Genomic DNA, 23,156 nt, shown 5'->3' with positions numbered 1-23,156 from the left:
CTTCACTTCACTTCACTTCACTTCACTTCACTTCACTTCACTTCACTTCACTTCACTTCAATTTAATTTAATAGCTATTAAAAGCGGCAGAAGTCCAACCATTGGCTGCCTTATTGCCTCGTTTTGGTAGTGCTTGCCCGCCATAAATGACATTGCCTTGCGCATTTTGATAGCTCATCCAAGCAGTAGTTGGAGAAAATCCGACAGGTGTTTGACTGTAGTCACAGACACCTTTAGGGAAAATCTTTTTGAGTCGTTCCAATTGTTGATTGGTAAAACGAATACTGTTGCCATAATCTGAAACGATTAAAGGCTTAAGTTGGCATTTATTCGCATAGGTTGAAATACTATCACCAGCGACCATTCGAGGTGTTTTATAAAGTGGCAACCGTAACTGACCACATAAATCCTTGCGGTCAATGATGCCTAATGTAATACATGAGTCTTTAATGTCGCTCGGCTTGTTATGGGTGAGTTTAAGATCGACTGTTAGATTGGATGTGTCACTTTCGACATTGCTTAACCAACGATCCATATCATTAAAACTAATGTCTAAACATTTTGCATCTGCAAATAAAATCAAATCACCGCCATAAACCACATGATTATTAAAATCGCCATGTGCTTTTTCCAAACGTGCACGTACTGCAAAAGTGCGATATGCATCGTGAAATAAGGCAGGATCAGGTCCACGACAGTCAATAATGGCGACTTTATTTAAATGATTGGCGACATTAATTAGACCGCTACGATAGGCATGATTCAACGTCGTTTGATTGGCTTCTAAGCGAGTTGACACATTATTGATATCGATATCAACGCCGCCTAGATTTTCATTGAGTAATACAAATTGTTCAGGGCTAATTATATTTTGAATCAGACTGTCTAAACCATATTGTACTCCCACGTTATCTATTGGAAGACCTGCGAAACCACGACCAATTTTTTTCTCGGTTTCACCCCAAAGTTCTGGTGCACGTGGTCCAAGTAAATTGATTGCCGCATCTTGAATGGAGCAGCGAATTCCTGTTGGATTGCTTACTGCATGATAAAGTTGTTGCTCGGAAATACCTTTACAGATCGTATTGGGTCTAGCAACATCGAATTGTGCAAGCTCACTAATAAAACCATTAATTTCAGAAATATGGCCTTGAGTATGGGCGATCTGATGGGGTAGAAATCCTAAACGACCTTGCAGTGTTTGGAAATAATTAATCATCAAATGATAGTCTGCAAACTGCGATGCTGTACTCCAAGCATCTGGAAATGAGCAGGTCGGTAAAAGCCCTTGATAAAGACCAGGATATGCATTCGCGACAGATTGTGCAGCCAATGCACCGCCAGAACAACCTTGACCAATGGTATAACGCAGTGTGCCATATTGCTCAATGAATCGCTCTTTAGCCATGATCAATGATTCAGCTTGAATTGCAATATTGCAGTTGTGTCCACTGTTGGCAAGCGCCGTAGACATAACACCGAAGCCTCGACTCAAAGCAGTCATTGAGATATCCGGTAAAATAGAGGTAGAGGTCGCAATAACGGTCGGTGCTGTCGCAGACTCATAGTCATTACCACAGCTTTGACCATGCGTAACCACAAGTTTATGATTAAACTGCGGTTGAGGATCAAGTGCTGTCCAAGGTTTAGCGGGATCGAATAGAACAGCAAAACGGTATTCATCTCGATTTTGGTAACCAATTTCTTCACGCACAATGAAAGGTACAGTAACCCCCTGATCGGTAGTCGTAGATGCAATTAAACTTGCAGCAGGCGGTTTTGCAAGATCATAGCTTTTGATGAGGCCGATTTTATCTTTGTAATAATAGTTATAACTGACTACTTTGCGGCAAAATATATCTGTCGAGCCATTATTACAGGTCCATGGGTTCAGTTGAGGACCAGAAAGAAGAGGACCACTTGCACTGTGATTGATTAAAGTTAAGTTCTGATAATAATCACCACTCTCGACTTTCAGCTGATTATCACCAATCTTTAAGCCATCAATGAGTGCGCGGCGCGAAGCATGCGTAAATTGATCTGTAATATTTTGACCATTTAAGCTTACTTTGAGTGTTTGTTGGGTTGCGTTGGGGGGAAGATCTAAACCTAATAAAACATCATTATCTGAGATTAGGTCTGGTCGAGTTGAGAGTACGTCAACCATTTCTCGTTCTATTTTGGTCGGTGGCGGATTTGGTGTTGTAGTACCTCCGCCAGGTTGTTCAGCATTATTAGAATGACTACTTCCGCCACATCCATGGAGAAAGGTTCCCAAAACCATGACACTGAACAGTGTCTGTATATATTTGAACTTCATTTTCTTTATCCCTAAATTATTGTTTTTTTCCTTAAGATTTCTCTGTCTTAAAAATGTTCGCTGTATAAACTGTAATATTTATATCCTTCGTATATAAGCGAAGCATGACTCGGACATTGACTTAAAATGAATTTCCATTTTCAACATTTGCTTTTTAATCATTTATCCTATATAAAATGATTTATTCGATATTTTTAATCTTAACCGTGATTTGATTATCGATTTTATTGCTATTGTCTCGGATTAATTTGAATTCTTGCTTTTCAATATTCCTTTTAGTAACAGTAAAAAATAGAGTTCCTTTTTAGTGAGTTAAGGATGGATCGTGCTGATTAGTTGTGATTTGCATTTATAGATATTCAACACTCAGCTCTATATAATAATCAGCTCTACAACACATTGATTTCTGCTAAACATTCATTTCTACAAAATGAAGATATTATGCGACGCTCTAAAATTGAGTGCTCTTCGCTTTAGATTTCGCACATCAAATCAAGCTTTCTTCCTCATTGATTAGGTATCGAATCTCCTCATAAAAATGGGCATTAATTTCGATGCTAACAAATATGATGAAAAAATCAACGAACTTCCGACTAAGTATTTGTGTTTCATTTTTTTGTAATATTTAAAGAGTAACAATCAAAATTTAAAAAGTAATAATCAAAAAAATATTTAAATAAATCAAAAATTTAAAAATAAATTAAAAGTCTTTATTGCTGCTCTAAACTCTGTTTTAAGTATAATGAAAAAGTCTTAATCTCATAGATTATTGGCTTTAATAGGAAGCGCTTTATTCAAAAGTTTATGGTGAGTGAAATGATCTCACATTAAAAAAGGACGACATAAATGCGTCCTTTTAAAGTTGAATTATCAATTCTTTTTAAGCATTGAATCTCATAGATAAGTCAATTGCTTTGACATCTTTGGTTAAAGCACCCATCGAAATATAATCAACGCCTGTCGTTGCAACTTCTCGAAGGTTTTCGAGAGTAATATTACCTGATGCTTCTAATTTGCAACGTCCATTGACATGTTCTACAGCATCGATCATTTGTTGTTGGCTAAAATTATCAAGCATAATAATATTTGCACCAGCATCTAATGCTTGGTTGAGTTCATCCCAATTTTCAACTTCAACTTCAATCGGTTTAGTCGGGGCGATTTGACGAGCTTGAGCAATCGCTTGAGAGATTCCACCTGCCGCCATAATGTGATTTTCTTTAATCAGAAAAGCATCAAACAAGCCTAGTCGATGGTTCTGACCGCCTCCGATCGCAACAGCATATTTTTGGGCAATGCGTAAACCGGGTAATGTTTTTCGAGTATCTAACAGTTTGGTATTTAGACCATCTAAGTGGGTCAAATACGCGGCAGTTTTAGTTGCGACGGCAGATAAAGTCTGGATAAAATTTAAAGCAGCGCGTTCAACGGTCAATAGGCTACGTGCTGAACCTCTAAGTCTCAGAAAAACTTCATTGGTAGCCACATGTTCCCCGTCATTTTTTAACCATTCAATATTTACGCTAGAATCATAAGTTTGTATTAAAGCATTAACCCAAGGCTGTCCAGCCAATATCATCGGCTCACGACTCAAGATTGAAGCAGTGGCTTGTTCATTTTCAGGGGTGAGTAGGGCAGTGATATCACCATCTGCAATATCTTCAGCCAGAGCCTGTTGAATATTGATTTGAATACTATGTTCAAGCAATGATTGTGGTATGTGCATAAATTCCCTATCGTGAATACCTGAAAAATGAGCAATATATTAACATTTCATACCGAAACAGGTCGTTGTTTTTTTATTCGAAATGACATTTGATTGAACGAATTAAGCTAAAATAGCAACTTGCCAGAATTTAAAGAACATGGAGAAGTGAGATTGAAAATACCGCAGTTTCAAGTAATTGATGGAAAGTTAAGTGGTGCAAGATTTATTGCTTCTGCTAATTTTAATCAACGACCTGTTGAAACAGATATTCAATTGATCGTGATTCATAATATTAGTTTGCCACCGTCACAATTTGGTGGGGGCTATATTGAGCAGTTTTTTCAAAATCAGCTTGATTGGTCCGCTCACCCATACTTCAAAACCATTGAAGGCATGCAAGTCTCAACTCATCTTTTAATATTAAGAACAGGTGAAGTCTTACAATTTGTAAATTTTAGAGATCGAGCATGGCATGCAGGACGTTCGACCTATTTAACAAAACAAGAATGTAATGATTACTCGATTGGCATTGAGCTTGAGGGAAGTGATGATACTGATTTTGAGGACGTGCAATATCAGGTGTTATCTAGTGTCGTGGCGACACTACAACAAGCTTATCCTAAAATAAATCAACATATTGCGGGGCACTCAGACATCGCAGTGGGTCGTAAAACAGATCCTGGACCATATTTTCAATGGTCTTATTTCCGTGAGCAACTGCATCAAATAAAAACAGCACAAGATTTGCATTAAACAACGAAATTCATTTTTAGTTTCATTACAATAACGACATTCTTTCAATTTGGTGAATACGATGGCGCTTTGGCGGTCCACCTTTATAGTCAGTGCGATGACCATGTTGTCTCGAGTCATGGGGCTCGTGCGTGATATGGTTTTGCTTAACGTCTTTGGCGCAGGTAAAGATTTCGATACGTTCGTGGTTGCATTTCGTATTCCCAACTTTTTTAGGCGACTCTTTGCTGAAGGCGCTTTTTCACAAGCATTTATTCCTGTATTAACTGAATATAAAACGACGAAGCTACACGCAGAAGTTCAAATCCTGATTAGTCGGGTATTTGGTTGTTTGTTGGTGGTTATGACGACCTTAACGCTGATATGTATGGTCATTGCACCTGCAATTTTATATGTTTATGCACCAGGTTTTCATGCCGATCCAGTCAAATTTAATATGGCGGTGGATCTATTCAGATTAACGATTCCATATTTACTGTTCATGTCGCTAACGGCTTTTGCCAGTAGTATTCTCAATAGTTATGGTTCGTTTTCTACGCCAGCATTTGCACCCGTTTTACTCAATATTTCTATGATTGCAGGGGCTTGGTGGCTATCGCCGTATATGGCCGAACCGATTATGGCATTGGGTTGGGCAGTGGTGGTAGCGGGTATTTTACAATTGGCCTTACAAATTCCTGAGCTATGGCGAAAAAAACTACTGATTCCACCAAAAGTCGATTTTAAACATGAAGGTGTCGAACGTATTTTAAAATTAATGTTGCCCGCTTTGTTTGGTGTTTCAGTCACTCAAATTAATTTGTTGCTGAATACCATCTGGGCTTCATTTATGCAGAATGGATCAGTTTCTTGGTTATATACGGCTGAACGTATGACAGAGCTGCCATTGGGGCTGATTGGTGTAGCGATTGGAACGGTAATTTTACCTGCACTTTCGATGCGTAAAGCGGAACAAGATCAGAATAAATTTAAAGAAATGTTGGATTGGGCAGCTCGAATCATTGTGTTCGCAGGTATTCCTGCCAGTGTTGCTTTGTTTATGTTATCAACACCGATTATTCAAGCACTTTTTCAACATGGCGCTTTTTCTTTACATGATACTCAAATGACTGCTTTAGCATTACAGTGTATGAGCATGGGCGTATTGGCATTCATGTTGATCAAAGTCTTTGCACCTGGTTTTTATGCTATTCAGGACACCAAAACCCCAGTACGTGTAGGACTTATGGCGGTGGCTGCAAATGCGATTCTAAATGTAATTTTCATCAGTATTTTTAAATATATTGGCTGGGAAGAGCAGCATATGGCTTTGGCGATTTCTTCTTCAGGTTCTGCGTTGGTAAATGCTGGAATGCTTTATTTCTATTTACATAAACGGAATATTTTCCGTTTTGGTCCACATTGGAAAAAATTATTTATGCAATTCGCCGTAGGTAATGTGGTTATGATTGCGGCACTTTGGTATGGTTTAACTTGGTACGATGGCACGCTTGCACCTTGGGTTCGCGTACTTGAAGTCATGGGTTTATGTGTATTGGGTGTGATTGCTTATGCGTTGGGTCTTTTAATTTCTGGATTTAAACCACGTCAGTTAAAACACTAAATAAGCCGATATTCTCAAAATAAAAAACATCGCGCTTGCGATGTTTTTTTGAGTTCTAAAATCTAAAAACCAGAATATGAGAAAAGCACAAATATAAAAATTAAGGTTTGACTTCTAATAATTCAATATCAAAAATCAGCGTACTATTTGGACCAATCGAGTCACCTGAACCGATTTCGCCATAAGCTAATTTTGCTGGAATAAAGAAGCGATATTTTGCGCCTTCTTTCATGAGTTGTAGACCTTCAGTCCAGCCTGCGATGACTTGACTCACTTGAAACTCAACAGGTTGGTTCCGAGCAATCGAACTGTCAAAAACAGTTTGATCAATTAGGCGACCTTCATAATTCACTTTAACTTTTGAGCTTGCTTTGGGCGTTTTACCTTGACCAGCTTGTACCACTTGATACTGTAAGCCACTCGGTAGGATAGTTACGCTTGCTTTTTGCGCATTCGATTTTAAGAAAGCCTCACCCGTTTTTAAGTTTTCATTCGCTAAGGCTTGGAATTGCTCAAGTTGTTTGGATTCATTACGTTTTTTGTATTCAGACAAGGCTTGAGCCATCTCTTGATCAGTCAAACTCGATTTTTGACCGACGGAACCTTGTTTAAGACCATGAATAAAAGCGTCAATATTGAGATCTTTCAATGTGTCCGCATTGGTACGTCCCATGACATAACCATAACTATAACCGAGTTGATCTTTTTCAGGACTTTTATTATTTACGCTCGCAGCCCAGCTATGCGAAGCGAGGGCTATTATGGTAAAGCTTAATACTATTTTTTTCATATAATATATCCAAAAAAGGAGAGCTAAGCTCTCCTTTTATTTGATTTAGTTGACTTTAATTAACTCAACATCAAAAATCAACGTGCTGTTTGGGGGAATGGTACCGGGTACACCTTGTTGACCATATGCCAACTGAGCAGGAATGTATAAAGTCGCTTTTCCACCCTCTTTCATGAGTTGTAAACCTTCAGTCCAACCAGGGATTACACCATTCAGTGGGAATTCAATCGGTTCACCACGTTCGACTGAACTATCAAATACTTTGCCGTTTAACAATTTACCGGTGTAATGCACTGTCACTACAGACGTTGTTGTCGGCTGTTTGCCTGTACCGGCTTGAGTTACTTTATATTGCAAGCCAGAAGCTGTAGTTTTCACACCTTCTTTTTTGGCATTATCAGTCAAGAAGTTTTGATTTTGATCATCGACTGCTTTCGTTTCTTGAGTCTGCTTTTCGAGCATTTGCTTTTGAAATTCAAGATAAGCGGTTTGTAACTCCTCATCCGTATATGCCAGTTCTTTTTTTGCTTTTGAGTCACGAATACCGCTAATAAAAGTATCAAGTTCAACTTCAGGAGGAATCTGACTTGCAACTTCATAACCAAGTGCATAACTAATTTTTTCCACAGGAGATGCATTTTTGCTCACTGAGCTTTTAGACGCATCTGCTGGATTTTGTGTTGCGTAATAAACAGGTACAAGTGCAGCACCGCCTAGAATAACTGCAACTGCAATGGGTAAGGCTTTACTCATGAGGTTTCCCAATTTTTTAATCTTAAATGTGCTATTTTTTGATATAGCTATCCCTCAACAGCATATAACGTCCTGTTCAGAAACGATAGACTTATGCTATGAAATCAACTAAAAATAAACAATGAAATAGATGAGTAGATAATCACTTATCTCAAAATTACCTTTGTTTATATTGAAAAAAGCCAGATCTAAATCTGGCTTTTAATTTGAATATGTTAGCTTAAGTGCGAAAGATCTATTTAATCTTGATCCTTAGATGCTTTATAAGCATAAGCGTAATTATAGCCATAACTATAACCACCAGAACCGCGCTGAATATCATTCAGAATAAAGCCATTCACTTTGACACCGGCTTGTTCAAAACGATTCACTGTTAATTCAAGTTCTTTCATCTGTGTTTTTGCATAACGAGCAATAACCAAATTCACCCCTGTGAATTGAGAAATGATAATACCATCCGTCACGGCCAATACGGGAGGCGTATCAATAATCACATGATCATATTGAGTTGATAGTTCTTCAAGTAATGACTTAAATTTATCTGAACCTAACATTTCAGATGGGTTGTTTGGGCTTTTACCTCGACTCATCACATGTAAACCAGAAACTTCAGTTTCACGGATAATATCAAGTAATGTATTTTGGCTATTTAAATATTCTGATAACCCGGGTGTAACCTCAAGATTAAAATACTTATGTAAGTAACCGCGACGTAAGTCTGCATCGATAATCAAAACACGCTTATTGCTTTGCGCCAAAATAGTCGCCAAGTTAATCGAAATAAATGACTTACCGACTTCAGGTGAAGGTCCTGAAATCATAATGATATTATTTCTAGCCGCACTGAGCGCAAACTGAATGGCTGTACGCATACTGCGTAAACTTTCAATCGCAATATCATCACTATTTTTAAGCGCAAGAATAGGAATATTTTTCTTCTTTTTTAAGGATTGAATACGACTTTCTTGTTTTGGAGAGCGAGGCACGGTTGCATAAACAGGTAAATCCAACTCATTTTCAATTTGTGCAGAATCTTTAATGCCTGTCCTTAATAAATTGTTGATTAAAGCAATAAGTACACCAATAAAACCGCCCACAAAGATTGAAAGTATTAGTACGATAAGTGAGCGAGGTTTAATCGGTTGAACAGGTTCAATAGCATAATCAATAATGCGCACATTACCAATTTCACCCGCTTCAGCGATTTTTAATTGCTGGTAGCTATTGAGGAGTGCCGTATATTGTTCATTATTTACTTTTACATCACGATAGAGTTGTAAATATAATCGCTGTGTTTCAGGAAGCTTTTTGATAGTTTGCATCATCTCTGCAGTTTTTTGGTCGATTTCTGCCAGTTGAGCATTGATCGCTGCCATGAGTGGATGATCGTTAGTATATTTAGATCCAAGTTCTGCTTGTTGTTGTTGCAATTCAATTTTTATCTTTGCTAGCTCAACATTTTGCTTAAGCATTAACTCAGATTCTTGAGTAACATCTACCGTATTATATTTTTCACGGAACTGGTTAAACTTAATTTCAGAGACTTCTAATTGTTTTTTGAGTTCTGGCAGTTGTTTGTCTAAGAAGCCTAAGGTTTGTTTAGATTCTAAGCTTTTACGTTCAATATTTTGAGCATGATAAACCGTTAATATTCGATTCAACACATCAGTAATATGGTTTTTATCTTGACCATTATAGTTGAGACCAATGACACCCGACTGTTTTCCTCTTTCTGCAACACTATAGTTTGATTTAACGAGTTGTACTGCAGCGGGAACAGAAAGCTTCTTGATTGTAAAGCTTTTTGCAAAAGGTTTTTTGTTGAATATTTCAATTTTCCACTGTCCATATTGATCTTGATGGGAGCTTAATTGATTGAACGAACCTTCAAAAACAATGTGGTCTTTAAAACTTAAATTAAACTTTTGTCCTTCGATAAAGTTCAACTTAAGCGGTTTATCAAAATAATAGTTGGGCACATCAAAATGCTTAATCACAAATTCAGTTTTTTTATTTTTAAATTGAACTAAATGATTAAAATAATTGACTTGATTGTTGTTTTTTTCAATAACCCGACCAAACAGAGTATCTTCATTATCTTGAATTCGAATATCGAGTCTTAAATCTTGTATGACTTTTCCTAAAATCATACGAGAATTTAATATTTCTATTTCTGCATAGGCAGGTGATTTTCCACCTAGACCACCTGGGGCTGCTTTACTGAGGTCTCCAAGTAATGCCGCTGCTCCAGCACCTTTACTTTCCTCGACTTGCACCATGGCATCTGTAGAGTAAATCGGTATCGTCACCCGTAAATAGAGTAGAGCGCAAATTAAAGCAAGAATAATACACAGGGCAATGATTTTCCACTGAGAAATCAGTGAAAAAAACAACGCTTTTAAGTCAATGGTGTCGTCATTTGTTGTTGAATTTTGTTTCATAAAAAACTACTAAATAAATTTAAATATGTGATTTCCAATCCGCAACATAGGATTGAATGTTACGACACGTTTCTTCGAAAAAAGCTTGATCATGTTGGTACGGATCGGGCACATTTCTTCCTTGCCAGTGTCCCAAACGAAAAACTTTACCCTTGGAAAAAGTCCAAGTCTGTTCGATATGTTTTTGTTGATTTGAACTCATTACTAAGATCAATTCTGATTTTTTTATTAACTCGGCATTGATTTGCTTGGCAATATGCGTTCGCAGATCAATGTCTAAACTGTCCATACACGCAATGGCTTTATCGTCCGCTGCATGTCCAGTCATCGCAGATAAACCCGCTGAATCAATTGCTAACTCTGGGTGTTGTTGTTTAAGCAAGTATTCTGCCATTGGGCTACGACAAATATTACCTACACAAACCACAAGGATATTCTGAATTTTCATATTAATTGCTTAAACTATTGGCTGTATTAACAAGACCGGAAAAAGGAATAATCTGGTTAATCACACGCTGCCAGCGCGTTAATCCAGTCGCATCAATATATACAATATCATTTTTTTGCATATTGAATTGATTGGCTAAAGCTAAATTGCCCAGGCTACTCAGATTAAGATGATAAACCGTTGAACTTTTAGTATCTAAATTTGTACGCATGACGAATATCCGTGCAGCACTCGCAGACAGTGGATTGATGCCTTGACTTTCACCCAGAACATCACTGAGGGTCATGCCTTGATCACGTATTTCAAGGCCTTGGCTTTTATTCGACTCACCCATCACGTAAATTTTTTGGTTTTGTTTAGCATTAATGAATATCGTATCGTTGGGTTGAATCAGTAAGTTATGCAGTGAAAATCCTATTTTTTCTAATTCTAGAGAGTTGAGCGCATAGGTCTGACCATCACGGACCAACTGAATATTGGTGTTATCACCAGTTTCAGGGTTGATGCCACCGGCCATACTTAATGCAGTATATAGGCTTACAGGTTGATCATTTAACGTATATTGTCCACTTCTAAGCACTTGACCATTAACAAAATATCGGCGTCCTTCATAAGCCATGACTCGAACAACAGCATCTGGATGTTTTAAGTATTTTGAGAAATTGCTTCTCAACAGTCGATTGACTTCGGAAAGCGTTTTACCTGCAACATTTAGTTGACCGACTAATGGGAGGTAAACATTACCATTAAAATCTATGGTGTAGCCTAAAGCACGAGCATTGCCTGAATCTGTCACTGGCGGTGTAATTTCTGGGTAAGCCCAAAGTTGGATAGAAAGTACATCTCCAGCAGCCAAACGATAAGTGGTTTGTTTACTTTGGAATAAATGTGAAATTTGAGAGGCTGGGAGTTGTGTTTGATTGGTGATCAAGGGAATATTTTCTTGAGTCACCTGGACCACATTTAAATGGGCGCCTTGTTCTGTTTCATAAGTACCTTCATTAGGGATATCGTAAGTTTGAAGGCCAGAAGTTGTCGCACAGCCTGAAAAAATAAGTGCTATTATTAAAAAAATAGACGTGTGTTGAAACTTCACAATCAAAACCCTTTAAATTATATTGTACTGTAACTTAGCATTTATAAGAATTTAGAATTCTATGCTAAATTTATCTAAATGCATATATTTTAATGTTAAGTTAGTTAGGTAGTATATTTGGTAGTGATAAAAAAATAAGGATAAAGTTTATATATTATCTCAGTTTATAAAGATCTCTTTAACTTATTAAAATGAGTTTCAACTGATCTAATTTTTTTGATATTAGACCTCTTTCATAAGTCACTTTTCACTCAATTCCATGTTGTAAATTCAAGCAATTAAACTGAACCTCAAGCCAAGTCTTTTTCCTCTATTTCGGTAATGTTCAATAAATATTTTAAAACGCTTCAGCGTACCAAAAACATGTTCAATAACGATTCTTCTTTTATTGATTTTTCGATTGTATTTTTTAAGCTCAGGATCTAATGTGCAGCCTTTTTTGCTTTCAACGGAAGCAAACTGTTTGCGTAAATGTTATGAATACCCTGATAACCTTTATCCGCTAATACAAATGAATGCTTAGGAAATAAATTTAAGTTTCATTTGAATAACTCAAAATCATTTACTGCACCTTTATACATACATAAACTGAGTATTTCTCGTGTTTTAGCATGAATCATCGCTTGTACTTTAAAAGTATGCGTCTTTTTTTTGTCGCTATAGCTTTTCTTCTGTTTTTTAGGCTTTTGAGTGGGTAATTCTGTTACATCGATAATGACAACATTCCAATCAATGCCCTCACCTTCAGGCAAATCCTTCGGTAAATTAAAAAGATTAGACTGGATTAAGCAGTCTTAAACATGCCGAATAATTCTTGAAGCCGTCGGTCCTGAAACACCATAACTAGTCGCAACATGAAATAAGGTTTGATATTCACGCCAATATCTTAGACTCAAAAGAACTTGATCTTCTAAGCTTAATTTAGCAGATCTACCAGGAGTCGGTAAATGCTATTTTCAATAGCTCAGTCGTTAAATAAAAAGTTGAATATGAGGTGCCTGTCTAACGCTTAAACTGCGAGTCAGAAAGCTTTTAGAGTCGATATATTTTATATTTATATTGAAGTTATGCATCAATCTTACAAAGTGAAGCGGACATATAATCACAAAAAAAGTGACCATTTTTGAGTTATGAAAGAGATTTATTATAATTTCACTAAGACTATATCTCTTAAAAAATTGTTGCTAGATTTTAATTGATTATTATATATAATTATATCAGGAAAAGCTGGATTTTCTGATATAATTTATTCATTTTTTAGTTAATGCAGATAAGCAATGATCAAAATGCTAACTTTTTATAAACTCAAGACTGCTGTAATTGATCTATGATATGTCGGTTTTCCTTTAGCGCTTGGATTTGGAAGTAAAGTACCAGTCGTGGGCTTTGATATTGATCAAAAATTGATTGATGAAATAAAAAGTGGTCAAGACTAGCCTTTAGAAGTTTCACCGAACGATTTAAAACAAGCAAATCAACTTAGTTATTCAGTAAATTTAGAAGATTTAAAAAGAATATGAGTTAGATTTAGATATCTATGATCCATGAGTAAATGCTCAATATATTGAGTCAAAATATGGCTTAGCTCCTATTTTTGAACTTTGTTATGTGAAATGCGATGCCACTGAATTGGCAGTAGCACATGACTAATTTATTGAAATGTTAATTGAATAGTATGAGAAATTCAGTAAAGAGTGATAGATTTTATATGATTTAAAATATATTTTAGATAAACAAATAGCAGTTTTAAGACTTTAATAATTATTTATACTAGATAAATCGAGGAAATGATGTTAGAAGGTTCAACAATTCTTATCACCGGTGGTACAGGTTCATTTGGGAACACCTTTGTGCCAATGACGCTTGCTAAATACAATCCTAAAAAAATTATCATTTTTTCACGTGATGAAATGAAGCAATGGGATATGGCTAAAAAGTTTCAAGGTGATGATCGTGTTCGCTTTTTTATTGGTGATGTAAGAGATAAAGAGCGTCTTTATCGTGCATTAGATGGGGTCGATTATGTTGTACATGCTGCAGCCACTAAAATCGTTCCAACAGCAGAATATAATCCTTTTGAATGCGTAAAAACCAATATTAATGGTGCGATGAACCTCATTGATGCTTGTATTGATAAAGGTGTAAAAGGTGTCGTGGCACTATCAACTGATAAAGCCAGTAGCCCAATTAACCTATATGGTGCTACCAAACTTGCTTCTGATAAATTATTTGTTGCTGGTAACTCATACTCTGGCGAGCATGGTACTAAGTTTTCAGTCGTGCGTTATGGTAATGTGATGGGTTCACGTGGCTCTGTAATTCCATTCTTTATGTCAATTAAAGATAGAGGTGTGTTACCTATTACCGATAACCGCATGACTCGCTTTATGATTTCATTAGAACATGCTGTTGATCTAGTCTGGCATGCCTTCGATGATATGATCGGAGGTGAAATTTATGTTAAAAAAATTCCATCAATGAAAGTGACTGACTTAGCTCGCGTTGTTGCACCTGAAGCCAAACAAGAAGTCATCGGTATACGACCAGGCGAAAAGCTCCATGAGCAAATGATCAGCGCAGAAGATGCTTATTACACCTATGAGTATCCGGAGCACTTTAAAATTCTACCTACCATTAATCAATGGGCAACTTGTCCAAAACGCATTAAAGACGGTAAAAAAGTACCTGAAGGGTTTGTCTACGCCAGCGATAACAATACAGAGTGGATGAGTGACGTTGATTTACAAGATTGGATTGAAACTAACCGTGAAAAAATCGGGAGTATCTAAATGATTCCGTATGGTCGTCAGGATATATCTCAACAAGATATTGATGCAGTACTTGAGGTTTTACAGTCTGACTTTTTAACTCAAGGACCGAAAGTTCCTGCATTTGAGCAAACTATTGCACAACATGTGGGTGCTAAGCATGCATTAGCAGTCAATAGTGCAACAAGTGCTTTGCATATTGCATGCCTAGCTCTAGGATTGGGGCATGGAGATTGGCTTTGGACTACTCCAATAACTTTTGTCGCTTCCGCAAACTGCGGTCTTTACTGTGGCGCTCAAGTAGATTTTGTTGATATTGATCCTGCGACCTACAACCTTTGTCCCAAAGCGTTAGAAGCGAAGCTTGTCGAAGCTGAACGTAATGGTAAGTTACCAAAGGTGCTTGTTGCTGTTCACTTGTGTGGACAGCCTTGTGATATGCAGGCCATTCATGCACTGGCTGAAAAGTATAATTTTAGCGTTATCGAAGATGCTTCGCATGCGATTGGTGGCAAATACCAAAATGAATTTATTGGTAATTGTCATTACAGCGATATCACGGTATTTAGTTTTCATCCAGTTAAAATTATCACAACTGGCGAAGGTGGTATGACGTTGACTAACGATGATTTACTGGCTGAAAAGATGAACTTATATCGCAGTCATGGTGTGACCCGTGATACTGGTCTAATGACTCATGATCCAGATGGGCCTTGGTATTATCAGCAAGTCGAGTTAGGTTACAATTATCGTATGACTGAGCTTCAGGCTGCGTTGGGTATCAGTCAGATGCAACGTTTGGATGAATTTGTTGCTCAGCGTCATGTACTTGCTCAACGCTATGATGAGTTGCTTTTAGATTTGCCATTAACCTTGTCTTTGCAACATCCTGACAGTTATTCGGGGCTACATTTATATGTTATTCGCCTACGTTTAGATCAAATTAATAAGACCCACTTACAAGTATTTGAAGAGCTCCGCGAAGCTGGTATCGGAGTTAATTTGCATTACATCCCAGTGCATATGCAGCCTTACTATCAAAGAATGGGCTTTAATAAGGGGGATTTCCCTCAAGCAGAGCTTTACTACAACGAAGCAATTAGCTTACCTATGTTTTCAAATTTAACTAAAAATCAACAGGATGAAGTGGTTCGCATTTTGAAGAAGGTGCTGTTAGGATGAAGATAGCAATCATTCCAGCAAGAGGGGGTAGTAAACGAATACCACGGAAAAACATTAAAGATTTTTTTGGTAAGCCGATGATTGCTTGGTCTATTGAGGCTGCCTTAAAAAGTAATTGTTTTGATCGTGTTATCGTTTCAACAGATGATCGAGAGATTGCTGAGATTGCAAAAAAATATGGTGCTGAAGTGCCTTTTATCCGGACCGCTGAATTATCAGATGATCATGTAGGTACTATACCAGTGATCAAACAAGCTATTCAGTGGCTGACTGACAATTTGCAAGCTCCTCATTTAGTTTGCTGTATATATGCAACAGCTCCTTTTGTTAGTGCATATGATATTCAACGTGGTCTAGCTCAACTTGAGCAAAATAATGCATCTTATGCCTTTACAGTGACATCTTATGCTTTTCCAATTCAACGAGCTATTAGGATTACTGAAGATAATAATGTTGAAATGTTTTTACCAGAGCACTTTCAGACACGTTCGCAAGATTTAGAAGAAGCCTATCATGATGCGGGTCAGTTTTATTGGGGAAAAGTAGATGCTTGGATGTCTGAAAAGGTTATTTTTGGATCAGAGTCTACGCCAGTTATTCTCCCAAGATATAGAGTTCAAGACATAGATACGCTGGAAGACTGGAATCGTGCTGAATGGTTATTCAAAGCAATGCAACGATGAAAATTGTCTTTCGAGTAGATGCCTCTATCCAAATCGGTACAGGGCATGTCATGCGGTGTCTCACTTTAGCCGATGCTTTGAAAAATCAGGGGGCAGAATGCTATTTTATTTGCCGTGAGCATCCTGGAAATTTAATTGGTCTAATTATGCAACGAGGCTATCATGTTGATGTACTCTCCTATATGGATCTATCTCAAGAAACTAAGTTTCAAAACCATGCGATTGACCTTGCGCATGCTTCTTGGTTAGGCACAACCCAAAAAGAAGATTCGAGTTTATGCATTCCTATTGTCGAAAAATTAAAGCCAGAATGGTTGGTTGTTGATCATTATGCTTTGGATATACGCTGGGAAAAAGCATTGCGTCCATATTGCAAAAAAGTAATGATTATTGATGATTTAGCTGACCGTCAGCATGATTGTGACTTGTTATTAGACCAGACATTGGGGCGAGATTTAAAGGATTACCTCCCGAGAGTTTTGACTTCTTGTGAAATTTTGTGTGGTGCTGAATATGCTTTATTACGTCCTGAGTTCATAGAGTGGCGTGATTACAGCCTTGAACGCCGAGTGTATGGGCAGTTAGAACATCTGTTGATTAACTTAGGAGGGGTAGATAAAGACAATATCACGAGCAAAATACTCACAGCACTTAAGCAATGCTCTTTACCTTCTGAATTAAAAATTACAGTGGTGATGGGTGGGACTGCACCATGGATTAAAGAGGTGTGTCAACAAGCTAAAGATATGCCTTGGACAACTGAAGTTGTGGTGGGGGTAAATAATATGGCTGAATTAATGGCAAAAAGTGATTTAGCTATTGGGGCGGCTGGTTCTACTTCTTGGGAACGGTGTTGTTTGGGATTGCCATGTATAGTCATTTGTTTAGCGGAAAATCAAAAAAAGGTAATTCATATTCTTGAGAAGTGTGGGGCCGCTATTTTATGTAGATTAGAGGATAGTATAAACAGTAAGGTTTTGAACTCTAAATTTGAATATGCAAAAAGAAACCTGCCACAGCTTATTGAAAATTCAATAAGTGTTGTTGATGGATTGGGGTGTAAAAAAGTTGTAGATAAAATTAAGGTTTTATTATGAATACTTTTATTTTGACTGGGACTACGAGAGGTCTAGGTAAATCTTTAAGTAAGGAGTTATCTGGAAATGACTATTCAAAAGATAAAAAAGTATTTATTTCTCGACAATTTTCTAATTTGATTGCTGATCCATCAATAGACTATTTGAAGATAGACCTCTCAGAAGAGATTATAGATGCTAGTAAAATTAACTTAATTGAAGAGACGAAACTAGTAATATTTATTAATAATGCAAGTGTCATTGAGCCGATTTCACAAACATTAAATATTTCTTTAAAAGAAATGGATGTCCCATTCAATGTTAACTTTAAAGCGCCTTTCGTATTAGCTCAATATTTAGCTCTTGAAACTCAACGTATAGGAGCTAGTTTATTAATTATTAATATTACATCAGGGGCTGCTTCACGTCCAATAAAAGGTTGGCTCTCATATTGTACAAGTAAAGCTGCTATAAAAATGGCTTTTGATGTTATTGCAGAAGAAAATAAAAATGTAGATGTTATTCACTATGATCCCGGAGTTATGGATACAGATATGCAAACTATAATCCGATCGTCCTCTAAAGATAGAATGCCAGATGTTGAGCTATTTCAAAGATTTAAAGGGTCTAATAAACTTGTCTCTCCCGATGAAGTTGCAAAAAAAATATGTGAATTGATTAAAGGAACTCTATAATGAAAGTTGCTTTAATTTCTGATATTCATTCAAATATTTTTGCATTAAATGCCGTTTATGCTGATTTAAATAAAGAGGGAATTGATTTTATTTTAGTCGCTGGTGATTTGATAGGTTACTACTATTGGCCTAAAGAAGTGGTTAAACTTTTACGTAATGATAATAGAGTTATATGTATAAGAGGGAATCATGAAAATATCCTCCTAGAGACATTATTATCAAAGGAAAAAGCTGAGTTTTATCGCAAAAAATATGGTTCTGGTTATGATGTTTGTCACGAGAGTCTTAGTGGTGATGATATAAGATGGCTTACAGCATTGCCTGAATATAAACAGTTAAATATTGACGGGTGTACATTTTATATGTCGCATGGGAGCTTTCAGGATACTAATGATTATCTTTATCCTGATGCTAGTTTTGAGCGTATCAAACAAAACTATTCAGACAGTAATGTTACTATATTTGGCCATACCCACTATCCTTTTATACATGTTCATGAAAATAAGATTATGATTAATCCTGGTTCTGTTGGGCAACCACGTGATATTGGGGGGCTTGCTAGTTATGCAATTATTGATACTAAAAATTTTACTACTAGATTTAAACATATAGCTTTTGATCACTCTGAAATAATAAAGACGGCAAAGTCTAAAGATACGCAATTAGAGTATCTTTGGAAAATAATGAACAGGTAGTAATTAAATGAATATATTAGTAAGTGGTGTGGCAAGTGATATAGGATTTGGTGTAGGTAGGATTCTTCGTAGTAATGACTGGAAAGGTGAAATCCATGGTATTGATATTCAATCTGACCACGCTGGTACGTCTATCTATGACTACTGTACTGTCGCGCCAAGGGCTGATGAAGCTTATTATTTAAATTGGCTTGAAGAATATATAATAAATAATAATATAAAAATATTTATTCCTACTAGCGAAGCAGAGATTTCAAAAATTGTACAAGGTGGATTAAATAAAATCGCAGATGCGATAATTGTTAAAACAAATGATTTAGTTGTTGAAAAATCTTTGGATAAACATGAGTGTTTAGAGTATTTAGCATTATGTAGGATTGTAGTCCCAAAATATGGCCTCCTAAAAGAAAGTAGACCAACAGTATATCCAGTTATTGTAAAACCACGTTCGGGACAAGGAAGTAAGCGAGTTTCTAAAGTATATTCTGAAAGTGAATTACCTTTGGATTTAGATGGAAGCTTAGTTTGGCAAGAATATTTAAGCCCTGATAATGAGGAGTATACTTGCCCAGTATTTCGTTCCCCTGTAACAGGAACTCGTATGTTAATAATAAAACGTGAGTTGCAAGGTGGGTTTACTAGTAAAGGCGAAGTTATTGATAATATTCATATAAAAAAATATGTTGAATCAATCGCCATTGCTCTAAATCTTGATGGGGTAATGAATGTCCAGTTAAGGCTAACTAAGGAAGGGCCTAAGCTTTTTGAAATTAATCCACGCCTATCTAGTACCTTAGTATTTAGGGATAAAATGGGATTTACAGATTTAAAATGGTTATTATCACAACATTTAGGGATGCCTATTTCTAGTTATACACCACCAATAACAGGTACACGGTTTTATCGTGGAGTCCAAGAGTATATTCATTTACCTGAGACAATTTATGAATAATCATTACATTACTATCAATGGAAAAAGAATATCTGCAAATCATGAACCCTATGTGATTGCAGAAATATCAGCTAATCATAACGGAAGCTTGGAAAAAGCTTTCGAACTTGTGAATGTGGCTAAAAAATCGGGTGCTTCCGCAGTTAAATTACAAACCTATTCAGCAGATACAATTACCCTAAATAGTACAAATAAAGAATTTATTATTCATGGAGGGTTGTGGGATGGTCAATCATTATATGAGCTTTATGAGAAGGCACATATGCCATGGGAGTGGCATAAGCCTTTATTTGATTATGCTCGTGAGTTAGGGATTACTATTTTTAGTTCGCCATTTGACCGTACAGCTGTAGATTTACTAGAAGACTTAAATGCACCTGCATATAAAATTGCTTCTTTTGAAGCTGTAGATTTGCCTTTAATTAAATATGTGGCTGCTACCGGTAAGCCATTGATTATTTCTACAGGTATGGCTAATAAAGAAGAAATTGCAGAAGCAGTACAAGCTGCCTATGATGGGGGGTGTAAAGAGCTGGCTATTTTACATTGTGTAAGTGGCTACCCAGCACCAGCAGAAGATTACAATTTAAGAACCATTCAGGATATGTCTTCAAGTTTTAATATACCTGTAGGTTTATCTGATCATACTTTAGACAATACAACAGCCATTGCATCAGTCGTATTGGGTGCATGTATTATTGAGAAGCATTTTACTTTAGATCGTAATGGTGGTGGGCCTGATGATAGTTTTTCATTAGAACCTGAAGATTTGAAACAATTATGTGATGGTGCCAAAACCGCATGGCAAGCTTTGGGGCAAGTAGATTATGGTCGTAAATCTAGTGAGCAAGGTAATGCGCAATTAAGACGTTCACTTTACTTTGTGAAAGACATGAAAGCGGGTGATGTAATAGATGAAACTTGCATTCGTAGTGTACGACCAGGCTTTGGATTAGCACCTAAGTATTTTGATACTTTGATCGGGAAGGTTCTGGCCCAAGATGTAATTAAAAATACTGCGACACGTATAGATTTATTTAAATAAGTATGCGTATTTTAAAAGATAGTGCTATATATCTGATAGGGGAGCTTTTTGCGAAAAGTCTCCCTTTTCTCATGTTGCCTTATTTGACAAGAAAGTTAGGGCCTGATGGTTTTGGTGAGCTCTCATATTATTTAACCATTTTAGCTTTATTCAGTATTTTTATCGGTCTTAGTCAAGAAGGTGCAGTAACACGCTATTTTTATTTTTATGGTAATAAAGCGATAGACCTTATTGTAAAGGCAGGTTATTTATATAATATTATATTTTCATGTGTATGTTTGATAGTTGCATGGATGTTAAAAAGTGAAATAATTGCATATATTACCCTTATTGCAACTTTTAATTCCTTTTTATCTGTACAGCTTGCTTTACGTCAAGCTCAAAAGCAACCAGTTCCTTATATTATAATTCAATTTTTAAGTAGTATTAGTTTAATAGTATTAACAGTTATAATGCTTGAGTATGTTGCTGGTGATCAGGTGGTTAATCGATTAGTAGCGTTGCTTTGGAGTAGTGCTTTAGTTTTTTTTGTTACCTACCTCTTTATTAATAAAAGCTTTAAAATTAGTCGTAAATTTAGTTTGAAGAACTATAAATCTTCTCTTTTCTATATTTTTTCATTTGGTATTCCTTTGATTTTGCATCAATTGAGTTTTTTTATGAAAGGACAGGTTGATCGAATATTCATTTATAAATTATATGCACCTGCTGAGCTGGGTGTTTATTCTGCGGGTGTGCAAATAGCATCTGTATTAACAATATTTTTTATGGCTTTAAATAAGGCAATTGTTCCTTATTATTATGAGAGATTAAAAAATAAAAAATTAACAATCGAAAAAATAAAAAAATATACATTAACAAGTCTTATCTTTATTAGTCTTCCTGCTTTATTTTGTTATTTTCTACCCAACACACTATTTATATGGTTTTTAGGTAAAGGATTTGGTGATTCACAGTTCTATACCGTATTATTTCTGATAGGCTATGGTTTAACGTTGCCTTACTTATTACTAGTTAATTATTTATTTTTTTATGGAAAGAATAAATTGATAGCAAGTGTTACATTTTCAACATCAGTAGTATATATAATGTTGCTTGCTTTTCTGAGTGAAATTTCTATAAAATATATTCCTTTTTCTCTTATACTCTCTAATTTATTAATGGTAGTGGTTTTATGGGTAATCCTAAGCAAGAGTCAACAAGCTTAATTATGTGCGTTACTCCCTTGCAGATGTTGATTGCAGAAAGGATTATCGATCTACACTCCGATAGGAATTTTGATTTATTAGTTATGGTTCTAAATGATAATGAGAAGTATGAATACTACTACGATAGATTGAAAAAAAAATGTTTGAGCAGTATATATTATATTCCAAAATCAGGATTATTTGGTTTTTTTGATTTTATTAAAAATTTAAAAAAAAACAATTTAAATAAAAATTATAAAGAATTGTACTTGGCAAGTATTGATTCTAGACATTTTCAATATATAGTTTCTAAAAATTTTTTGAATAGTATTTATACTTTTGATGATGGTACTGCAAATATAATATCTTCTAGTTTATATTATTCTAATACTCAACCACCTAAGTTGAAACAGTTTATATGGAGGTTTTTGGGAGTTAAACACTATATGAAAGATATAAAAAAAAGATCTCAACTTCATTATACATTATATAGAAATGTACCTAATATTATTGCAAATACGAAATATATTTCTTTGTTACCGCAAGTAAAATCAGACTGCTCTGGTGGAAACAGAATTGTAAAATTTTATTTGGGTCAGCCATTAACTGAAATTGATGAAAAATTTACTCATAATTTTGTGTTAAGTAAATTAGAAAGATTAAAGTTAAGCTATTACTTTCCTCATCCACGTGAAGATAGTTATCCGAATGGCGAATTTGAGATAATAGAGAGTCCTTTGGTGTTTGAAGACTACATTGTTCAATATTTACTTGAAAATCAAAATGTTAAAGTAGAAGTTTATAGCTTTATTAGTAGTGCATTGTTGAATATTAAAGAATTGGAACGAGTGGAAGTAATATACATAGCAGATCATTTTCTTCTAGAAAAATACAAAGATTTTTACTTAATGGTAAAAAATAAATTTGATATCTCTGTTTTAAAAATAGATTAAGGTAATAT

At 35.8% G+C, this 23,156-nt stretch carries 22 protein-coding genes and 1 pseudogene; 13 read left to right on the top strand and 10 right to left on the bottom strand.

Annotated elements, in window-relative coordinates:
* Positions 1-67 precede the first annotated feature (67 nt).
* Complete coding sequence (locus V5M36_RS15520) at positions 68-2,320, bottom strand: DUF6351 family protein (RefSeq protein ID WP_338560621.1); 2,253 nt, start codon at positions 2,318-2,320, stop codon at positions 68-70.
* Positions 2,321-3,200: 880 nt separating this feature from the next.
* The gene (gene nadC / locus V5M36_RS15515) at positions 3,201-4,046 is read right to left on the bottom strand and encodes a carboxylating nicotinate-nucleotide diphosphorylase (protein ID WP_338560618.1); all 846 of its coding nucleotides are present in this window, start codon (positions 4,044-4,046) and stop codon (positions 3,201-3,203) included.
* Between the two features lie 153 nt (positions 4,047-4,199).
* Here nadC and ampD point away from each other — a divergent pair, with 153 nt between their 5' ends.
* On the top strand, positions 4,200-4,781 hold the full coding sequence (gene ampD / locus V5M36_RS15510; RefSeq protein WP_338560616.1) for a 1,6-anhydro-N-acetylmuramyl-L-alanine amidase AmpD: 582 nt from the start codon (positions 4,200-4,202) through the stop codon (positions 4,779-4,781).
* A 52-nt stretch (positions 4,782-4,833) separates the two neighbouring features.
* Positions 4,834-6,384: a murein biosynthesis integral membrane protein MurJ gene (murJ, locus tag V5M36_RS15505; protein WP_338564271.1), complete on the top strand. Its 1,551-nt coding sequence runs from the start codon at positions 4,834-4,836 to the stop codon at positions 6,382-6,384.
* A 100-nt stretch (positions 6,385-6,484) separates the two neighbouring features.
* On the opposite strand, the gene V5M36_RS15500 is transcribed toward murJ, so the two are convergent.
* The 8 genes from V5M36_RS15500 to V5M36_RS16155 all read right to left on the bottom strand — a co-directional run bounded on the left by V5M36_RS15500 (position 6,485) and on the right by V5M36_RS16155 (position 12,808).
* Positions 6,485-7,174, bottom strand: a complete 690-nt coding sequence (locus V5M36_RS15500; RefSeq protein WP_338560613.1) for an FKBP-type peptidyl-prolyl cis-trans isomerase — start codon at positions 7,172-7,174, stop codon at positions 6,485-6,487.
* Between the two features lie 45 nt (positions 7,175-7,219).
* Positions 7,220-7,927: an FKBP-type peptidyl-prolyl cis-trans isomerase gene (locus V5M36_RS15495; protein ID WP_338560611.1), complete on the bottom strand. Its 708-nt coding sequence runs from the start codon at positions 7,925-7,927 to the stop codon at positions 7,220-7,222.
* A 239-nt stretch (positions 7,928-8,166) separates the two neighbouring features.
* Entirely contained in the window at positions 8,167-10,368 is a 2,202-nt protein-coding gene (locus V5M36_RS15490) for a polysaccharide biosynthesis tyrosine autokinase (RefSeq protein ID WP_338560608.1), read from the bottom strand.
* Positions 10,369-10,387: 19 nt separating this feature from the next.
* On the bottom strand, positions 10,388-10,816 hold the full coding sequence (locus V5M36_RS15485; RefSeq protein ID WP_338560606.1) for a low molecular weight protein-tyrosine-phosphatase: 429 nt from the start codon (positions 10,814-10,816) through the stop codon (positions 10,388-10,390).
* 1 nt (position 10,817) lies between these two features.
* Entirely contained in the window at positions 10,818-11,912 is a 1,095-nt protein-coding gene (locus V5M36_RS15480) for a polysaccharide biosynthesis/export family protein (RefSeq protein ID WP_338560604.1), read from the bottom strand.
* A 270-nt stretch (positions 11,913-12,182) separates the two neighbouring features.
* Positions 12,183-12,305: a hypothetical protein gene (locus V5M36_RS15475; RefSeq protein ID WP_338564268.1), complete on the bottom strand. Its 123-nt coding sequence runs from the start codon at positions 12,303-12,305 to the stop codon at positions 12,183-12,185.
* 146 nt (positions 12,306-12,451) lie between these two features.
* Positions 12,452-12,664 (bottom strand): transposase family protein, encoded by a 213-nt coding sequence (locus V5M36_RS15470; RefSeq protein ID WP_338560602.1) that lies wholly within the window; start codon positions 12,662-12,664, stop codon positions 12,452-12,454.
* A gap of 42 nt (positions 12,665-12,706) precedes the next feature.
* Positions 12,707-12,808 carry a transposase family protein gene (locus V5M36_RS16155; protein WP_445206287.1) on the bottom strand — a complete coding sequence of 34 codons (102 nt, stop codon included), beginning with the start codon at positions 12,806-12,808 and terminating at the stop codon, positions 12,707-12,709.
* A 390-nt stretch (positions 12,809-13,198) separates the two neighbouring features.
* Between V5M36_RS16155 and V5M36_RS15465 the strand changes: the two are divergent.
* The 11 genes and pseudogenes from V5M36_RS15465 to V5M36_RS15415 form a co-directional block, all read left to right on the top strand.
* Positions 13,199-13,423 (top strand): annotated as a pseudogene (locus tag V5M36_RS15465) (Vi polysaccharide biosynthesis UDP-N-acetylglucosamine C-6 dehydrogenase TviB); the annotation flags it as partial.
* A 279-nt stretch (positions 13,424-13,702) separates the two neighbouring features.
* Complete coding sequence (pseB, locus tag V5M36_RS15460; protein ID WP_338560600.1) at positions 13,703-14,701, top strand: UDP-N-acetylglucosamine 4,6-dehydratase (inverting); 999 nt, start codon at positions 13,703-13,705, stop codon at positions 14,699-14,701.
* Positions 14,702-15,862: a UDP-4-amino-4,6-dideoxy-N-acetyl-beta-L-altrosamine transaminase gene (gene pseC / locus V5M36_RS15455; protein ID WP_338560598.1), complete on the top strand. Its 1,161-nt coding sequence runs from the start codon at positions 14,702-14,704 to the stop codon at positions 15,860-15,862.
* Positions 15,859-16,545, top strand: coding sequence for a pseudaminic acid cytidylyltransferase (gene pseF / locus V5M36_RS15450; RefSeq protein ID WP_338560596.1), 687 nt, complete (start codon positions 15,859-15,861; stop codon positions 16,543-16,545). Before pseC ends, pseF begins: the two co-directional genes overlap by 4 nt.
* Positions 16,518-17,642 (top strand): UDP-2,4-diacetamido-2,4,6-trideoxy-beta-L-altropyranose hydrolase, encoded by a 1,125-nt coding sequence (gene pseG / locus V5M36_RS15445; protein WP_338560593.1) that lies wholly within the window; start codon positions 16,518-16,520, stop codon positions 17,640-17,642. The genes pseF and pseG overlap by 28 nt, the downstream gene beginning before the upstream one ends.
* Positions 17,639-18,316 carry an SDR family NAD(P)-dependent oxidoreductase gene (locus V5M36_RS15440; RefSeq protein ID WP_338560591.1) on the top strand — a complete coding sequence of 226 codons (678 nt, stop codon included), beginning with the start codon at positions 17,639-17,641 and terminating at the stop codon, positions 18,314-18,316. The genes pseG and V5M36_RS15440 overlap by 4 nt, the downstream gene beginning before the upstream one ends.
* Positions 18,316-19,011 carry a metallophosphoesterase family protein gene (locus tag V5M36_RS15435; protein WP_338560589.1) on the top strand — a complete coding sequence of 232 codons (696 nt, stop codon included), beginning with the start codon at positions 18,316-18,318 and terminating at the stop codon, positions 19,009-19,011. Before V5M36_RS15440 ends, V5M36_RS15435 begins: the two co-directional genes overlap by 1 nt.
* A gap of 7 nt (positions 19,012-19,018) precedes the next feature.
* Positions 19,019-19,963, top strand: coding sequence for an ATP-grasp domain-containing protein (locus V5M36_RS15430; RefSeq protein ID WP_338560587.1), 945 nt, complete (start codon positions 19,019-19,021; stop codon positions 19,961-19,963).
* Complete coding sequence (pseI, locus tag V5M36_RS15425; RefSeq protein ID WP_338560585.1) at positions 19,956-21,008, top strand: pseudaminic acid synthase; 1,053 nt, start codon at positions 19,956-19,958, stop codon at positions 21,006-21,008. The genes V5M36_RS15430 and pseI overlap by 8 nt, the downstream gene beginning before the upstream one ends.
* Before the next feature lie 2 nt (positions 21,009-21,010).
* A complete protein-coding gene (locus V5M36_RS15420) occupies positions 21,011-22,216 on the top strand; it encodes an oligosaccharide flippase family protein (protein WP_338560582.1) in 1,206 nt (401 codons plus the stop codon).
* Positions 22,183-23,148: a glycosyltransferase family 52 gene (locus V5M36_RS15415; protein WP_338560580.1), complete on the top strand. Its 966-nt coding sequence runs from the start codon at positions 22,183-22,185 to the stop codon at positions 23,146-23,148. Before V5M36_RS15420 ends, V5M36_RS15415 begins: the two co-directional genes overlap by 34 nt.
* The last annotated feature ends 8 nt before the right edge of the window (positions 23,149-23,156 follow it).

Source organism: Acinetobacter sp. KS-LM10, assembly GCF_036896575.1.
Classification (GTDB): Bacteria; Pseudomonadota; Gammaproteobacteria; order Pseudomonadales; family Moraxellaceae; genus Acinetobacter; species Acinetobacter avistercoris.
The sequence above is the reverse complement of the archived record's forward strand: the minus strand, read 5'-3'. Positions and strand labels throughout refer to the sequence as shown.

Excerpts from the sequence above, each read along its gene's own strand:
- V5M36_RS15520 (WP_338560621.1), bottom strand. The coding sequence starts at position 2,320 with ATGAAGTTCAAATATATACAGACACTGTTCAGTGTCATGGTTTTGGGA.
- nadC (WP_338560618.1), bottom strand. The coding sequence starts at position 4,046 with ATGCACATACCACAATCATTGCTTGAACATAGTATTCAAATCAATATT.
- V5M36_RS15500 (WP_338560613.1), bottom strand. The coding sequence starts at position 7,174 with ATGAAAAAAATAGTATTAAGCTTTACCATAATAGCCCTCGCTTCGCAT.
- V5M36_RS15495 (WP_338560611.1), bottom strand. The coding sequence starts at position 7,927 with ATGAGTAAAGCCTTACCCATTGCAGTTGCAGTTATTCTAGGCGGTGCT.
- V5M36_RS15490 (WP_338560608.1), bottom strand. The coding sequence starts at position 10,368 with ATGAAACAAAATTCAACAACAAATGACGACACCATTGACTTAAAAGCG.
- V5M36_RS15485 (WP_338560606.1), bottom strand. The coding sequence starts at position 10,816 with ATGAAAATTCAGAATATCCTTGTGGTTTGTGTAGGTAATATTTGTCGT.
- pseB (WP_338560600.1), top strand. The coding sequence starts at position 13,703 with ATGTTAGAAGGTTCAACAATTCTTATCACCGGTGGTACAGGTTCATTT.
- pseC (WP_338560598.1), top strand. The coding sequence starts at position 14,702 with ATGATTCCGTATGGTCGTCAGGATATATCTCAACAAGATATTGATGCA.
- pseF (WP_338560596.1), top strand. The coding sequence starts at position 15,859 with ATGAAGATAGCAATCATTCCAGCAAGAGGGGGTAGTAAACGAATACCA.
- pseG (WP_338560593.1), top strand. The coding sequence starts at position 16,518 with ATGGTTATTCAAAGCAATGCAACGATGAAAATTGTCTTTCGAGTAGAT.
- V5M36_RS15440 (WP_338560591.1), top strand. The coding sequence starts at position 17,639 with ATGAATACTTTTATTTTGACTGGGACTACGAGAGGTCTAGGTAAATCT.
- V5M36_RS15435 (WP_338560589.1), top strand. The coding sequence starts at position 18,316 with ATGAAAGTTGCTTTAATTTCTGATATTCATTCAAATATTTTTGCATTA.
- V5M36_RS15430 (WP_338560587.1), top strand. The coding sequence starts at position 19,019 with ATGAATATATTAGTAAGTGGTGTGGCAAGTGATATAGGATTTGGTGTA.
- pseI (WP_338560585.1), top strand. The coding sequence starts at position 19,956 with ATGAATAATCATTACATTACTATCAATGGAAAAAGAATATCTGCAAAT.
- V5M36_RS15420 (WP_338560582.1), top strand. The coding sequence starts at position 21,011 with ATGCGTATTTTAAAAGATAGTGCTATATATCTGATAGGGGAGCTTTTT.
- V5M36_RS15415 (WP_338560580.1), top strand. The coding sequence starts at position 22,183 with ATGGGTAATCCTAAGCAAGAGTCAACAAGCTTAATTATGTGCGTTACT.